At 74.3% G+C, this 13715-nt stretch carries 15 protein-coding genes, 4 tRNA genes and 1 pseudogene; 9 read left to right on the forward strand and 11 right to left on the reverse strand.

Annotation, left to right across the window (positions count from 1 at the left end; translation table 11 throughout):
* The 3 genes and pseudogenes from RZ50_RS07215 to RZ50_RS07225 all read right to left on the reverse strand — a co-directional run.
* Nucleotides 1-652 (reverse strand): annotated as a pseudogene (locus tag RZ50_RS07215) (LCP family protein); the annotation flags it as partial.
* A gap of 235 nt (nt 653-887) precedes the next feature.
* Nucleotides 888-960: transfer RNA gene (locus tag RZ50_RS07220), tRNA-Lys, on the reverse strand.
* Nucleotides 961-1018: 58 nt separating this feature from the next.
* A complete protein-coding gene (locus tag RZ50_RS07225) occupies nt 1019-1771 on the reverse strand; it encodes a DNA polymerase beta superfamily protein (protein WP_196949184.1) in 753 nt (250 codons plus the stop codon).
* A 108-nt stretch (nt 1772-1879) separates the two neighbouring features.
* On the opposite strand from RZ50_RS07225, the gene RZ50_RS07230 reads away from it, so the two are divergent.
* From RZ50_RS07230 to RZ50_RS07240, 3 genes are all read left to right on the forward strand, one after another.
* The gene (locus RZ50_RS07230; protein ID WP_196949182.1) at nt 1880-3103 is read left to right on the forward strand and encodes a DNA glycosylase AlkZ-like family protein; all 1224 of its coding nucleotides are present in this window, start codon (nt 1880-1882) and stop codon (nt 3101-3103) included.
* 10 nt (nt 3104-3113) lie between these two features.
* Nucleotides 3114-3875: an SDR family oxidoreductase gene (locus RZ50_RS07235; protein WP_196949181.1), complete on the forward strand. Its 762-nt coding sequence runs from the start codon at nt 3114-3116 to the stop codon at nt 3873-3875.
* Nucleotides 3876-3960: 85 nt separating this feature from the next.
* A complete protein-coding gene (locus tag RZ50_RS07240) occupies nt 3961-4656 on the forward strand; it encodes a tyrosine-protein phosphatase (RefSeq protein ID WP_196949180.1) in 696 nt (231 codons plus the stop codon).
* 38 nt (nt 4657-4694) lie between these two features.
* Here RZ50_RS07240 and RZ50_RS07245 read toward each other — a convergent pair whose 3' ends face one another.
* Nucleotides 4695-5192 carry an RICIN domain-containing protein gene (locus RZ50_RS07245; protein ID WP_196949179.1) on the reverse strand — a complete coding sequence of 166 codons (498 nt, stop codon included), beginning with the start codon at nt 5190-5192 and terminating at the stop codon, nt 4695-4697.
* Nucleotides 5193-5315: 123 nt separating this feature from the next.
* Here RZ50_RS07245 and RZ50_RS07250 point away from each other — a divergent pair, with 123 nt between their 5' ends.
* Nucleotides 5316-5660, forward strand: coding sequence for a hypothetical protein (locus tag RZ50_RS07250; RefSeq protein WP_196949178.1), 345 nt, complete (start codon nt 5316-5318; stop codon nt 5658-5660).
* Nucleotides 5661-5703: 43 nt separating this feature from the next.
* On the opposite strand, the gene RZ50_RS07255 is transcribed toward RZ50_RS07250, so the two are convergent.
* Both RZ50_RS07255 and RZ50_RS07260 read right to left on the reverse strand, forming a co-directional pair.
* Nucleotides 5704-6537 carry a TIGR02452 family protein gene (locus tag RZ50_RS07255; RefSeq protein ID WP_196949177.1) on the reverse strand — a complete coding sequence of 278 codons (834 nt, stop codon included), beginning with the start codon at nt 6535-6537 and terminating at the stop codon, nt 5704-5706.
* A gap of 185 nt (nt 6538-6722) precedes the next feature.
* Complete coding sequence (locus RZ50_RS07260) at nt 6723-8978, reverse strand: DEAD/DEAH box helicase (RefSeq protein WP_217680296.1); 2256 nt, start codon at nt 8976-8978, stop codon at nt 6723-6725.
* 274 nt (nt 8979-9252) lie between these two features.
* On the opposite strand from RZ50_RS07260, the gene RZ50_RS07265 reads away from it, so the two are divergent.
* On the forward strand, nt 9253-9861 hold the full coding sequence (locus tag RZ50_RS07265) for a hypothetical protein (RefSeq protein WP_217680297.1): 609 nt from the start codon (nt 9253-9255) through the stop codon (nt 9859-9861).
* Nucleotides 9862-9967: 106 nt separating this feature from the next.
* Here RZ50_RS07265 and crcB (RZ50_RS07270) read toward each other — a convergent pair whose 3' ends face one another.
* From crcB (RZ50_RS07270) to crcB (RZ50_RS07280), 3 genes are read right to left on the reverse strand one after another with little or no spacing between them, the layout of a single operon-like run.
* Nucleotides 9968-10342 carry a fluoride efflux transporter CrcB gene (gene crcB, locus RZ50_RS07270; protein ID WP_196947854.1) on the reverse strand — a complete coding sequence of 125 codons (375 nt, stop codon included), beginning with the start codon at nt 10340-10342 and terminating at the stop codon, nt 9968-9970.
* The gene (locus RZ50_RS07275; protein WP_196947855.1) at nt 10339-10701 is read right to left on the reverse strand and encodes a DUF190 domain-containing protein; all 363 of its coding nucleotides are present in this window, start codon (nt 10699-10701) and stop codon (nt 10339-10341) included. Before RZ50_RS07275 ends, crcB (RZ50_RS07270) begins: the two co-directional genes overlap by 4 nt.
* Nucleotides 10698-11180, reverse strand: a complete 483-nt coding sequence (gene crcB / locus RZ50_RS07280) for a fluoride efflux transporter CrcB (RefSeq protein ID WP_196947856.1) — start codon at nt 11178-11180, stop codon at nt 10698-10700. Before crcB (RZ50_RS07280) ends, RZ50_RS07275 begins: the two co-directional genes overlap by 4 nt.
* An 82-nt stretch (nt 11181-11262) precedes the next feature.
* Here crcB (RZ50_RS07280) and RZ50_RS07285 point away from each other — a divergent pair, with 82 nt between their 5' ends.
* The 4 genes from RZ50_RS07285 to RZ50_RS07300 all read left to right on the forward strand — a co-directional run bounded on the left by RZ50_RS07285 (nt 11263) and on the right by RZ50_RS07300 (nt 12030).
* Entirely contained in the window at nt 11263-11604 is a 342-nt protein-coding gene (locus RZ50_RS07285) for a metallopeptidase family protein (RefSeq protein ID WP_196947857.1), read from the forward strand.
* Nucleotides 11605-11720: 116 nt separating this feature from the next.
* Nucleotides 11721-11793 (forward strand) — tRNA-Glu (locus tag RZ50_RS07290).
* A gap of 59 nt (nt 11794-11852) precedes the next feature.
* Nucleotides 11853-11926, forward strand: a tRNA-Asp gene (locus RZ50_RS07295).
* A gap of 27 nt (nt 11927-11953) precedes the next feature.
* A tRNA-Phe gene (locus RZ50_RS07300) sits at nt 11954-12030 on the forward strand.
* Nucleotides 12031-12150: 120 nt separating this feature from the next.
* Here the strand turns inward: RZ50_RS07300 and RZ50_RS07305 are convergent.
* A complete protein-coding gene (locus RZ50_RS07305) occupies nt 12151-13095 on the reverse strand; it encodes a hypothetical protein (protein ID WP_196947858.1) in 945 nt (314 codons plus the stop codon).
* Nucleotides 13092-13610 (reverse strand): SigE family RNA polymerase sigma factor, encoded by a 519-nt coding sequence (locus tag RZ50_RS07310; RefSeq protein WP_196947859.1) that lies wholly within the window; start codon nt 13608-13610, stop codon nt 13092-13094. Before RZ50_RS07310 ends, RZ50_RS07305 begins: the two co-directional genes overlap by 4 nt.
* Between the last annotated feature and the right edge of the window lie 105 nt (nt 13611-13715).

The raw sequence follows: 13715 nt of genomic DNA on the forward strand, positions 1-13715 counted from the left end.
TGGTGGCGGCCCGGCCCGCGTCGCGGCCGGCCTTCTCCAGGTCGGCGCCCTTGAGGCCCTTGGCCCGCAAAGCCGGCTCGGCCTTGTCCTTGGCGTTGCCGTAGGCCTCCTTGATCTTGCCCATGCCCTGCTGGGAGCCGTCGCCGTTGTACATCATCACGTAGTCGTCGCGGGGGATGGAGACCGACTGCACCTTGCCGCCGTTCGCGGGTATGTGCAGCAGGATCAGCGAGTTGGTGTTGTAGCCGCCGATCTCCGAGCTGTAGCCGGCGTGCAGCTCGTCCTGGATGAACTGCGGATCGATGTCCGAACCGTCCATGTTCTTGCGGCTGTCCAGGCCGATCAGCAACAGGTTGACCGAGTTGTCCAGGTGCTTGGGGGCGTCCTTCCTGGTCTCCGCGATGACGCTGGACGTGGTCATCCCGTCGGTGAGCGCCTTGTACTCGTACCAGACCACCCCGCTCGCGGCGAACACCGCGAAGCCCACCGTGCAGGCCACCACCCGGCCCGCGATCAGCACCGGGGAGGGTCCGCCACCGCTCGCGGCCTTGCGGGCGGCGGCCCGGCCGCCGGGCTGCCGCCCGGTGCCCTGCGACGGCTCGGTGCTCTCCGACGGCTCGGTGCCCTCCGGCTGCTCGGTGCGCTCGGCCATGGTGCGTCCCCCGGGTCCCGGACCGTTCGGCCCGCGTTCGACAGGTCTGTAGCGGCCAGCGAAACACACGAACCGATCAAGCCGAAACGGTTCGCCGTCAAAGTGCCAGCGATGGGACCGATTTGGGAACGAAGCGACGGTGGTTCCCAGTCGGAGGCCGGGGCACGGAGGACTTCACGTGGCTTGAGACGTCCACGAGGCCCGGATCGGAACCATCCGACCCGGGCCTCGGCGGTGGGCCGCCAGGGGCTCGAACCCTGAACCTACGGATTAAAAGTCCGCAGCTCTGCCAATTGAGCTAGCGGCCCGCGGCCCTTGGTCCCCACTCGATCCCGATGGTCCCGGTTGGGGAGGGCCACGGCGATCCTACCCGGTGGGGGCCAGGGCTCCGCCAGTGGATTCACCGGGCGCGCCGGTGGCGGGGGGCCGTTCCCGGAGCGGGCCGTAGTGGGCGGCGCGGACCCGGCGGAGCCAGTCCTCGGCCGGGCGCCGGTCGGGGGCGGCGGGCAGGACGCCGGGGCGGGCGAGGCGCTCGGCGGCGCCGGCCAGCAGCGATTCGGCGGTGGCCGGGTGGTCCGCGATGCGTTCGCCCAGGTCACGGATGTGCTCCGGATCGGGAAGCCGGATCACGTTCTGGCCCGTCTCGTGCAGCCGGACGGCCTGTTCGACCAGCCGGACCAGGTGCCGGGCGTGTTTGGCGGCCCGGCGGCGGGTGGCGGGATCGGTGGTGTCGCGGGCCAGCAGCTTGCGGAACTGCTGCTCCGCGTAGCCCAGATAGGCCTTGCGGACGGCCGGCCCGCTGAGGAAGGTCGAGCGGATCCCGATCAGCTCGCGCCCGAGCGGGGTGACGCTCTCGTACAGGTCCTCCGGCAGCCAGACGAGTTCGGAGGCGGTCGGATTGCAGGACAGCGCCAGGCGGCACCACTTGGCGGCCTCGTGCAGGGTGACGTCCGGCGCGGTGGTGACGTGCGACTCGGCCGGGCGGTCCAGGCCGTGCAACTCCTCGGTGGGGACGGCGAACAGCCCGAGCCGGTCGACGTCCGAGCCCGCGTGGGCGAAGCCGTACGCGGTGGAGCCGACGATGCCGGACAGCAGGACGGTGCCGGGGGTGGCGGGCAGGGCGGGCTCCTCTCGAACGGACGGCCGGGTACCGCATCCTCTCCGGAACGGGCCGCGCCGGGCCAGCGAATTCCGGTCCGGACCGGCCCGGCCGCCGATACTGGCCCCATGGAGCACGATCCCCACCTGGAAGCCGTCGGCGCCGGCACCTTGCGGGCCTGGTGGTCGCACCGGCAGTGGCTGGACCGCCCGCACACCGGGGCCTCCGCCGCCGAGGTGCTGGCCGCCACCGGCTGGGCCCGCTCGGTGGGCGGCGCGGCGCCGTACCTGGGTCTGTTCGCCCGGGCCGGGCTGGGGCGGGCGGAGGTGGACGCCGAGCTGGCCGCCCTGCGGGTGCACGAGCTGCCGTCCGCGCGCGGCTGCACCTACGTGCTGCCCGCCGACGACTTCGCGCTCGGGCTGGCGGTCGGCGCGGCCGCCCCGACGGGCGAACTGGCCGCGGCGCAGAAGCACCTGGGGGTCGGCCGGGACGAGGTGGAACAGCTGTGCCTGGCCGTCGAACGGGCCCTGGCCGGCGGCGGGCCGCTGGACCCGACCACGATCCGCGAGGCGGTCGGCGACGCCGTCCGGCCGCTCGGCGAGGCGGGCCGCAAGCGCGGCCTGGCGACGACCCTGCCGCTCGCCCTCGGGCTGATGCAGTCGCGCGGCCGGATCCGCCGGGTGCCGGTCAACGGCCGCCTGGACCAGCAGCGTTACGGCTACGTCGGCTGGGACCAGCCGGTCCTCGGGGACGCCGTCGACCTCGCCCGCCGCTACTTCTCCTGGGCCGGCCCGGCCACCCTCAAGCACTTCCGCTGGTTCTCCGGCTTCAGCGCCGCCACCGCCCGGCAGGCCGTCGCCGAGGCCGGGCCGGTCCCGGTCGCCCCCGGGTCGGAGCTCCTGCTGCCGCCCGAACTCGCCGAGGAGTTCGCCGGGTTCGTGGTTCCCGCCGAGCCGCACTACACCCTGCTGGCCGGCATCGACGGCATCCACCTGCTGCACCGCGACCTGCCCCGGCTGCTCGACCCCGCCGACGCCGCCCGCCCGCTGCCCGCCGGCCGGGCCGGGCGCGCCTTCGGCTCCGAGACCGACCCGCAGACCCACCTCGTGCTCGACCGCGGCCGGATCGTGGGCCTCTGGGAGTACGACCCCGAGCGGGCCGAGATCGTCCACCTGTCCTTCGTCCCGCTCGACGACGCGCTGCGCGAGGCGGTGGCCCGCACCGAGGCGTTCGTCCGGGACGAGCTCGGCGACGCCCGCGGCTTCAGCCTCGACTCCCCGAAGAGCCGCGCCCCGAAGATCGCGGCGCTACGGGCCGCGGCGGCCGCCCAGGCCGGCGGAACCCCCGTGTAACGTGCGGAACATGTCGACCACCACCCCCGAAGAGGTCCTGATCGTCACCGGCGCCGGCCGCGGCATCGGCGCCGCCACCGCCCTGCTGGCCGGCCGCCGCGGCTACCGGGTCTGCGTCAACTACCGTACGGACGAGGCCTCCGCCGCCTCCGTCGTGGACGCCATCCGGGCCGAGGGCGGCACCGCCCTCGCCGTCCGCGCCGACGTCAGCCGCACCGCCGAGGTGGAGCGGCTGTTCGCCACGGTGGACACCGAACTCGGGGCGCTCACCGGGCTGGTGAACAACGCGGGCACGCTGGAGAGGCAGTGCCGGCTGGAGGACATCGACGAGGACCGGCTGAACCGGATCTGGGCCGCCAACATCACCGGCCCGTTCCTGTGCGCGGCCCAGGCCGTGCGCCGGATGTCCACCCGGTACGGCGGGCGCGGCGGCGCGATCGTCAACGTCGGCTCGGCCGCCTCCCGGATCGGCTCGCCCAACGAGTACGTCGACTACGCGGCCGCCAAGGGCGCGGTGGACTCGATGACCCGCGGACTGGCCCTGGAGGTCGCGGCCGAGGGCATCCGGGTCAACACCGTGCGCCCGGGCCTCATCCACACCGACATCCACGCGCTCGGCGGCGAGCCCGGGCGGGTCGACCGGGTCGCCCCCAACCTGCCGATGCGGCGCGGAGGGCGGCCGGAGGAGGTCGCCGAGGCGATCCTGTTCCTGCTCTCCCCGGCCGCCTCGTACACCACCGGTGCGTTCCTGGAGGTCTCCGGCGGGCGGTGACGGCGCCTGCCGGGGCGTGCCCTTCAGCGAACAGCCCCCTCCGGTTTCCTTCCGCCGATCCGCCCGCGCCCGTACGGTGGAGGCCATGACCGACGCCTTCATCGACATCCCCGGTGTGCGCAACTTCCGTGACGCGGGCGGGATCGGCTCCCTCCGCCGGGGCGTGCTGTACCGCTCCGGATCCCTCCACACGCTCACCGAGGAGGGCGCCCGGAAGCTCAAGGCCCTCGGCCTGCGGACGGTGGTCGACCTGCGCAGCCCGTTCGAGCAGGAGATCTGGCCGGACCAGCGGCACGGCCTCGACCACGAGACCCTCAGCGTGCCGACCCTGCCCGCCAACCGCGAGGACGTCGACCTCCCCTGGCCCGAGGACCAGGCCGACCTCTACCTCTTCATGCCCGAGACGGCCGGCCGCTCGCTCGCCGCGGTGGTCCGCCATCTGGCCACCCCTCAGGCGCTGCCGGTGGTCGTCCACTGCGCCGTCGGCAAGGACCGCACCGGCCTCACCATCGCCGTCCTGCAGTCCCTGCTGGGCGCCTCCGACGCCGACATCACCGCCGACTACCTGCTCTCCAACGTCGGCCTCGGCCTGGACAAGGGCCCCGCCCCGTACATCGACGAGACCGGCACCGAGCGGGTCTCCCGCCCGGTCAGCGCCGAACTCATCGCCTCCTCCCTCGGCTGGATCCGCACCCACCACGGCACCGTCCCCGACTACCTCCGCTCCCACGGCGTCACCGAGGCCGAACTCGCCGCCCTCCACGCCAACCTCTCGGTCTGACCCGGCGTCGCCCCGCAGGCGGGAGTTCGCCCCGACCGCTACCCCTGGCGTTCGAAGCGCCACCACTGGGTGGGGGCGTCGACGTCCTCCCACTGGTGGACGGGGGCGCCGGGGGTGTCCGCGGCGGTGAGGGGCTTGCCGCTGATGAAGCTGGTGACGGTGTACGTGCCCGGTGCGTCGACGTGGGCCTCCAGCAGCCACTCCTGCGCGCCGAAGGCGTTGGCGGACCACTGCTGGATCGGGACGCCGTCCTCCGGGGAGGCGCCGGTGACGTCGAGGCGCTTGCCGCTGGCGGCGTTCTCGATGTGGAAGAGCGCCCCGCCCGGGTGCACGGGCGCGAGCTGCCAGAGCTGGGCCTCGGAGCCGTCCTCCGCGCCCAGCCGGACGCGGGCGCCGCTGCGCCGGGAGCCGTCGGCCACCTCCAGCAGCAGGCCGCTGCCGACGTTGCGGATCCGGTAGCGGCCGTCGGTGACCGCGGCGTCGGCCGCGCGGTCGGTCACGCTCTCGATCCCGCTCTCAGTAACGCTGTCAGTCATGTTCGAATCCTCCCACTGCGGACCGCCCGGTGGCCCCGTACCAGGGGGCCCGGCCGGGCGGCCCGTTCGCCGGGTTATGGTCGGAAGCCGACGCAGCCCTACGACCAACGAGTGGAGTCGACGATGGCGAAGGTCCCGAACGTGCTCTCGGCCGCCGCGCCCGCCGCGCTGACCGCGGCGAGCGGTCTGGTCGGCGGTTACGGTGTGGCCCGCTGGACCGGCCGACGCGAACTGGGCGGCGCGGTGCTGGCGGTGGCCGGTGCCGGGGCGGCCGCGCAGTGGCGCCGCAGCTCGGGCACGGCCGCGGCGGCGGCGCTGACCGGCCTGTACGTGGCGGCCTTCGGCGGCTCGCACCCGCTGGCGAAGCGGATCGGCGCCTGGCCGTCCGTGTTCGCCGTCACCGGTGTGGTCGCGGCGGCCTCGACGGCCGCGACGGCGCTGTCCGCCTGCAAGGCCTGCAAGCGCTGACCGGCTCGGCGCTCGGCTCAGCCCTCGGCCCGGGGCCCGGTGCTCACCGGGCCGCCGTACCGAACCGCGCCTCGAAGGCGGCCCGGTTCGCCGAGACCGGCGAGCGGTCCCAGACCGCGAACACCACCCGGTCGAACGCGGCCCCGTACCGGGCCAGCGCGCCCTCGAAGGCCTCGGCGACCTCCGCCGGGTCGTTGCGGAACACCCCGCAGCCCCAGGCGCCGAGCACCAGCGCCCGGACCTCGTGCCGGGCCGCCGCCGCGAGCACCCGCAGGGCCCGCTCGGCGAGCACGCCCCGGACGTCCGTACCGGGCGAACGCCGTTCCAGCTGACCGGCGTTGGGGGCGGGCGAGGTCAGGAAGGTGACCGGGTACGGCCGGGCCAGCAGGTCGCCCCGCCCGCCGCGGATCACCGGGACGGCCGGCGAGACGATCACCCGGTGGCTGTACCGCAGGTCGGTCGAGGCCCGGTGCGCCTCGTAGTAGTCGGGTGCCTCCAGCAGGCAGTCGTACAGCAGCGCACTGCGGCACAGGTCCTCCTCCTGGGCGCGGGCGCCGCGCAGGTAGCCGCCGCCGGGGTTGCGCGCGGAGGCGAAGTTCAGCACCCCGACCGGCCCGGCCCCGGCCCCGACCAGCCGCCGGGCGGCCTCGACGCTCCCCTCGGCCGTCACCTCCGCCGGCCCGGCCAGCGGCCCCGGGCCCCGTCCGTCCTCGGCCAGCAGCGCGTCCAGCGCCTCCGGCGCGTACGACACCGTGCCGGCCTTCGCCGCCGTCAACTGCTCCCCCACCTGGACGAGTTCGCCCCCGGCCGTCCGGTAGCTCCCCCGCGCGGCGATCTCCTCGTTCACTCGTGCCACGTCGTGCAGTCTGCTGCTCATGTCCGCGACGCTACGGGAGCTCCGCCCTCGCGCGCCACAGGTTATTCTCACCCCCAGAACAACGAGGCCCGGGAGGTGCCGGGGGAACGCGAAGGGCCCGCTCCGGGTGACGGAGCGGGCCCTTCGGCGTTCTTTCAGTGCGACCTTCTCAGCGCGACCGGCGGTCGATCACCGGTCGTACCGGGTCAGTTCTTCCAGCGCGGCTTGCGGTCGTCGCGGTTGAAGCCGCCACGGTCGCGGTCGAAGCCACCGCGGTCACGGTTGAAGCCACCGCGGTCGGACTGCGGACGGCCGCCGGAGCGGTGGTCGTCGCGGCGCGAGAACGGACGGCTGCTGCTGCCGCCGCCGCGCTCGTCGCGGTCCCGGCCGAAGGACGGGCGGTCGCCGAAGGAGCGGGCCGGACGGTCACCGAAGGAGCGGCCGCCGCGGTCGTCACGGTCACGGTTGAAGCCACCGGAGCGACGGTCGTCACGCTCGAAACCGCCCGAGCGGCGGTCGTCACGGTCACGGCCGCCGAAGCCACCGGAACGGCGGTCGTCACGGTCACGGTTGAAGCCACCGGAGCGACGGTCGTCACGCTCGAAACCACCGGAACGGCGGTCGTCACGGTCACGGCCGCCGAAGCCACCGGAACGGCGGTCGTCACGGTCACGGTTGAAGCCACCGGAGCGACGGTCGTCACGGTCGAAACCGCCCGAGCGACGGTCGTCACGGTCGCGGCCGCCGAAGCCGCCGCGGTCGCCACGGTCACCGCGGTCGCGGTTGAAGCCACCGGAGCGGCGGTCGTCGCGGTCACGGTCCCGGCTGAAGGCCGGACGCTCGCTACGGGCCTCGCGGTACGACGGAGCGCGCTCCTCGGACTGCGGCGCGGCGGCAGCGGCCTCGACGACGGCCGGAGCCTCGGCGGCGGCGCCCTCGGCGGCCTCCTCGGCGGCCGGGGCCTCGTCCTCGATGCCCAGCTCGGCCCGCTCGCGCGCCGCACGGGCACCCAGGCGGTCCGCCTCCTCGCGCAGCTCGGTGGCGCGGCGCTGCGCGCGCTCCAGCTGGCGGGTCATGTCGGCGAGCTCGCGCTCGGCGGCACCGGCGATGTTGGCGGCGCTCTCCGCCTGCACCTCGGTGAGCGAGCGGGCGCCGGTGATCCGGGCGACCTCCGCGTCGAAGGCGTGGTCCAGGATGTGGCGGCTGGCGTCGACGCCCGCGTCCTCCATCAGGCGGAAGACGCCGCGGCGCTGGTGCGGCAGCACCAGGGTGACGACGGCGCCGGAGCGGCCGGCCCGCGCGGTGCGGCCGGAGCGGTGCAGGTAGTCCTTGTGGTCGCCGGCCGGGTCCACGTTGAGGACCAGGTCGATGCCGTCGACGTGGATGCCGCGGGCGGCGACGTCGGTGGCGACGACGACGTTGACGTAGCCGTCCTTGAAGTCGCCGAGGACGCGGGTACGGGCGCCCTGGGTCATGCCGCCGTGCAGCGCGTCGGCCTTCACGCCGGCCTCGATGAGCTGCTCGGCAACGCGGTCGGCGCCCATCTGGGTGCGGACGAAGATGATCGTGCGGCCCTTGCGGGCGGCGATCGCGTTGGTGATCGGCGCCTTGTCCTTGGGCTTCACCACGAGGATGTGGTGGGTCATGGTGGTGACCGCGCCGGCCGACGGGTCGACCTCGTGGGTGACCGGGCTCTTCAGGTAGCGCTTGACCAGGGTGTCGATCTCGTTCTCCAGGGTGGCGGAGAACAGCAGGCGCTGGCCTCCGGCCGGCACCTGGTCGAGGATCTCGGTGACCTCGGGCAGGAAGCCCATGTCGGCCATCTGGTCGGCCTCGTCGAGGACGACGGTCCGGACGTCGGCCAGCTTGGCCGAGCCGCGGTTCAGCAGGTCCCGCAGACGGCCGGGGGTGGCGACCAGGATGTCGACGCCGCGCTCCAGCGCGTAGATCTGGTTCGACATCGAGGTGCCGCCGCAGACGACCTTGAGCTTGAGGCCGAGCACCGAGCCGAAGGGCTCCAGGGCGTCGGCGACCTGCATGGCCAGCTCACGGGTCGGGACCAGGATCAGGCCGCGCGGGTGCTTGGGCTTGGTGCGCTCACCGTCGGCCAGGCGGGTCAGCAGCGGCAGGCCGAAGCTGAGGGTCTTGCCGGAGCCGGTACGGCCGCGGCCGAGCACGTCCTTGCCGGCCAGGGCGTCCGGGATGGTCGCGGCCTGGATCGGGAACGGGGTGGTGACGCCGCGCTTGGCGAGGGCGCGCACGACGTCGTCGTGCAGGCCCAGGTCGCCGAAGGTGATGGTGGGCTCGGCGTCCTCGACCGTCTCCTCGACGGTCTCGACGGCGCTCTGCTCGGCCATCTCCTCGACCTCGGCGGTCAGTTCGGTGGTGTCGGTGGAATCGGTGACATCGGCGGCGGCCTCGTTCGCGGGCATGGCGAAGCGGGCGTCGTCAACGAGAGACATGCAAAACCTTCCGGAAGTGGCACGCGCCAAAGTCCGGGGTTCTGTTTCACAACCGCCTCTATGCGGTCAGCCACGGATCGCCGGAACGCGCCAAGGGCGCCAGATGGGAATAGGGCGCCAGTCAAATGAATCAAACGAACGATCTACCACCATAGACGAGCCTCGGGATCGGAGGCAAACGCCCAGGCCAACCCCCTAATGTCCGCCCGCGCGCGGGCTCGGGGCCGAGGAACCGGAGCTACCGGAGGAGGGCTCCGGGGCCGGTGGGACGGTCGTGGCGGGCGGGCTGTGCTCGGGCTCCGGGCTGGTGGACGGGCGGCCGCTCGGGGTGGCCGACGGGCTCCCGACCGCGCCGCCGGAACGGCCCTCACCGGTGCCGCTGGTGCCGCCGGAGCCCGCCGTCGCGCCACCGCCGGCCGCACCACCTCCCGGGTGGGGCGCGGGGCTGGCGTTCCCGCCGCCCGTCGCGCCGCTGCCGCCCGTCGCGCTCTCGGGGACGCCCCCGGCCGGCACCGCGACCACGCCCGTCGGCGCGCCGGTCGAGACCTCGCCCGTCGTCGTGGCCGTGACCCCGGTCGGCGCGTTCTCCGCCTGGAGGCCCCCCGGCCGCTCCGGGCGCCCCGACGCGCCCCCCGGGTGCCCGGTGCCCGGTGTGGCCGAGGGGCCGCCCGTCGGGCCGGGCCTGCCCACCGGACCGGCCTGGCCGACCGGCACCGCCCCGCCGTGCTTCTCCTCCGCCGCCGGCCCGACCGACATGCACCCGGTCAGCCCCAGCCCGGCCACCGCCAGCACCGCCGTTGCCCGTACCGCCCGCGCCGAACGCACCGCCCGTACCGAAGCCACCGAGCTCCCTCTCTACCGCCCCACCCGGGCCGCCCACTGACGCGCGGCCGCTTTCGGTGCCCAACGCGCGGGCGCCCCGGCGGGACACGGGCGGCAGGACAGTTCGCACCGGAACGCCGCCGCACCGACGGCCCGGGCGGCCCCCCTCAGCCCCAGAGCGCCGAGGCCAGCCCCGCCCCCGCGTACGCCGCGACCAGCCCGGCCGCCACGCTGCCGAGCACGTTCGCCAGCGCGTACCGCCCGGCGCCGGACGCGGCCAGCCGCAGCGTCTCGTACGAGAAGGTCGAGTAGGTGGTCAGCGCCCCGCAGAAGCCCGTCCCGAGCAGCAGTTGGACCTGCGAGGTGGCGGCCCCGGCCGCCACCGCCCCGGTCACCAGGCCGAGCACCAGGGAGCCGGACACGTTCACCGTGAAGGTGCCCCACGGGAACACCGAGTCGTGCCGGGACTGCACCGCCCGGTCGGTCAGGTACCGCAGCGGCGCCCCGACCACCGCGCCCGCCACCACCAGCAGCCAGTTCACGCCCCGCCCGCTCCCCCGCCGGCCGCCCGGCCCGCGTACCGGACGACCTCGCACCGGTCCAGCAGCACCAGCCCCTCCGCCACCAGCTCCTCCAGCTGCGGCAGGAAGGCCCGCACCCGCTCCTCCTCGTCCACGACCACCACCGCCACCGGCAGGTCCTCGCTGAGCGACAGCAGCCGCGCCGTGTGCACCAGCGACGAGGCGCCGAACCCCTCGATCCCCCGGAACACGCTCGCCCCGGCCAACCCGGCGGCCCGCGCCCGGTGCACGATCTCGCTGTACAGCGGCCGGTGGTGCCAGGTGTCGCTCTCGCCCACCAGGACGGTCAGCCGCAGCGCCGGCCCGCTCAGCCGGCTCACCGGGCACCGCCCCCGCGGCCGCGACCGGCCCGGCCGACCACCCGCCGGGTCAGCACCGCCGCCACCCAGACCGCACCGAGCGCGCCCAGCGGGGTCAGCCCCAGGTACGCCAGCCCGGGCCCGAGCCGGTCCGCCACCAGCAGCCGCCGGATGTCCACCGCGTACGTGGAGAAGGTGGTGAACCCGCCCAGCACCCCGGTACCGAAGAAGGGCCGCAGCAGCGGATGCGCCGGACGCCCCTCGGTGATCGCCACCAGGAACACCCCGATCACCGCGCAGCCGACCACGTTGACCAGCAGCGTCGTCCACGGGAAGGCCGTCGCCCCGGTCGGCTGGACCAGCCCGGCCGCGTACCGCGCCACCGCCCCGACCGCACCGCCCACCGCGACCACCGCGACGACCGGCCCCTGCCCGCGCAGCACCGGCGGCCGGCCGGGCGCCGTCGCCCGAGCCGCCCGCGCGTCCTCCGAGGTCGCCATAGCCCCATCAAACACCGCCGCGAACACCGCCGCCCGCTGCCTGGCACGCCGTCACCCCAGAGCCGACAATGATCCGGTGGAGATGACCCGGGAAGAGTTCGAAACGCTGGTCAGTGATGCCCTGGACCTGATTCCCCCGCAGCTCGCGGCCATGATGGACAACGTCGCGATCTTCGTCGAGGACGAACCGGACCCCGGCGACCCGGAGCTCCTCGGCCTCTACGAGGGCACCCCGCTCACCGAACGCGGCGAGTGGTACGCGGGCGTCCTGCCCGACCGCATCCTGATCTACCTCGGCCCCACCCTGCGCCACTGCGAGACCCGCGAGCAGGTGGTCGAGGAGGTCCGCACCACCGTCATCCACGAGGTCGCCCACCACTTCGGCTTCGACGACCACGAGCTCGACGAACTGGGCTGGTCCTGACCCCTCCCCGCGGGCCCGTACCCCCACCCGGCCGGAACCCGTTTTGGCGATCCGCCCCTCATCCCATATGCTTCTCGTCGTCCCCAAGCGCTGGAAACAGCAACGGGAGGCCACAAGCCCTCATCGTCTAGTGGCCCAGGACGCCGCCCTTTCAAGGCGGTAGCACGGGTTCGAATCCCGTTGGGGGCACGCAGTACCGTTGTAAAGTTTGTGCAGTGCCGCAAGACCTGAGTGGTTCGCCACTACTAGGTCCCGTGGAGCAGTTGGTTAGCTCGCCACCCTGTCAAGGTGGAGGTCGCGGGTTCAAGTCCCGTCGGGATCGCTCGTCTCGTAAGAGACGGTGCAGTACGGCCAGGTAGCTCAGTTGGTACGAGCGTCCGCCTGAAAAGCGGAAGGTCGCCGGTTCGACCCCGGCCCTGGCCACCATAGGGGAAGCCCCCGTAGCGGATTCGCTACGGGGGCTTCGCCGTTCCCCCTCCCCCGACCGGCAGCCGACGGGGCCGCCGCCGCTCGGGGGTTCAGGGCTTCGGGGGTGCGCTCCGGGGGTCAGGAGGAGCGGAACCAGCCGGAGTCGGTGCCGAGGACCTCGCCGTCCGCGCCGTAGTAGACGAAGGACTTGGCCTCGGAGCCCGGCTTCTTGGCGATGGCGACCCAGCGGGTGCGGGAGCCCCCCACCGTGGCCGGCACCGCCTCGGTGGTGCCGCCGCTCCTCCAGGTGACCACGACCTTGGCGACCTTGGGCGTGACGCCCTGGATCACCACCGGCGAGTCGCCCATCTCCGCGCCCTTGAGGCCGAGCATCGTTCCGGCGACGGACGTGACGGCGCCGGGGGCGTCCTCGTCGCCCGGCGTCCCCGGGACGTCGGTCTGGTGCGTGCTGTCGTCGACCTGCCGCTTGCCGTCCAGGGTGAGGTAGAGGTTCACCTCGTCCTTGTCCGGCCGCCAGCCGCGGTCGACCTCGGCGTCGGTCGACCTCGGCAGCTGCGGGATGGCGGCGTGCCGGTCCTCCCACATCAGCTGCGCCTGCCGGTGGGCGTCCTCCTTGGTGGGGGCGGCCGGCCACAGGGCGGCCCAGGCCTGCCAGGTGTGACCGTTCGCGGTGCCCTCGCCGAGCTTGACCCGGATCGGGGTGAACGGGTCCCGGACGGGGGCGGTCGGGGTCGGCGTCGCGGTCGGGGTCGCCACGGGTGTCGGGCCGGCGGTCGGCGTGGTGCTCGGCGCGGCCGTCCCCGCGGAGGCGGCGGCCACCGTGGTGGTGCCGCCGTCCCGCCCGTACCCGGCGAGCGCCGTCCCCCCGCCGGCCACCGCCGCGACCAGCGCCACCGCCGCCCCGGCGGTCAGCAGCCTCCGGCGCCGCAGTCTGCGTCGCCCCCCGGCGACCAGGCTGTCGTACGGCACCGCCCCGATCTCGACGCTCCCGGCGAGGTCGCTCAGCCCGCTCGCGGCCGCCGCCTCGTCACCGGTCGTCCCGCCCTCGAAGTCCCTGCTCATCTTCCGCCTCCGGCGCTGGTCATTCCGTTGAGTGAGGAGGCCGCGCGGAGCTTGGCCAGTCCCTTGGCGGCCTGGCTCTTCACCGTCCCGACCGAGCAGCCCATCGCCACCGCGGTCTGGGCCTCGGAGAGGTCCTCCCAGTACCGCAGCACGACGGCCTGGCGCTGGCGCGGCGGCAGGGCGCCGAGCGCGGTCAGCAGCACGGCCCGGTCGTCCGGGTCGTCCCCGGCCGGTGCGGGCCGGTCGGGGACGTCGTGGACCAGGTGCTCGGTGAGTCTGCGCCGGAACCGCCGGGCGTGCTCGTTAATGAGGATCCGGCGGACGTACGCGTGCGGGTCGTCCGCCGCGCGCACCCTGCCCCAGGCGACGTAGGCCCGTTCCAGCGACTGCTGGACGAGGTCCTCGGCGCCGTACCGCTCCCCCGCGAGCAGATAGGCCGTCCTGAGCAACCGCGACCACGCGCTGCCGGCGAACGCCCGGAACTCCTCGTCCCGTGCGGTCTTCTGGGCTCCCATGAGCACCTCCTCAACCCCCCAGAGTCCGGATCGCCCGCGGACCGTTGCCCGTCGTTCGCGATTCCGCGTCGGCGGCTGTGACACTGGAGGGGCTCGAAAACCGAG

Origin of the sequence: Kitasatospora sp. SUK 42 (assembly GCF_015776785.2) — a bacterium.
Taxonomy (GTDB): domain Bacteria; phylum Actinomycetota; class Actinomycetes; order Streptomycetales; family Streptomycetaceae; genus Kitasatospora.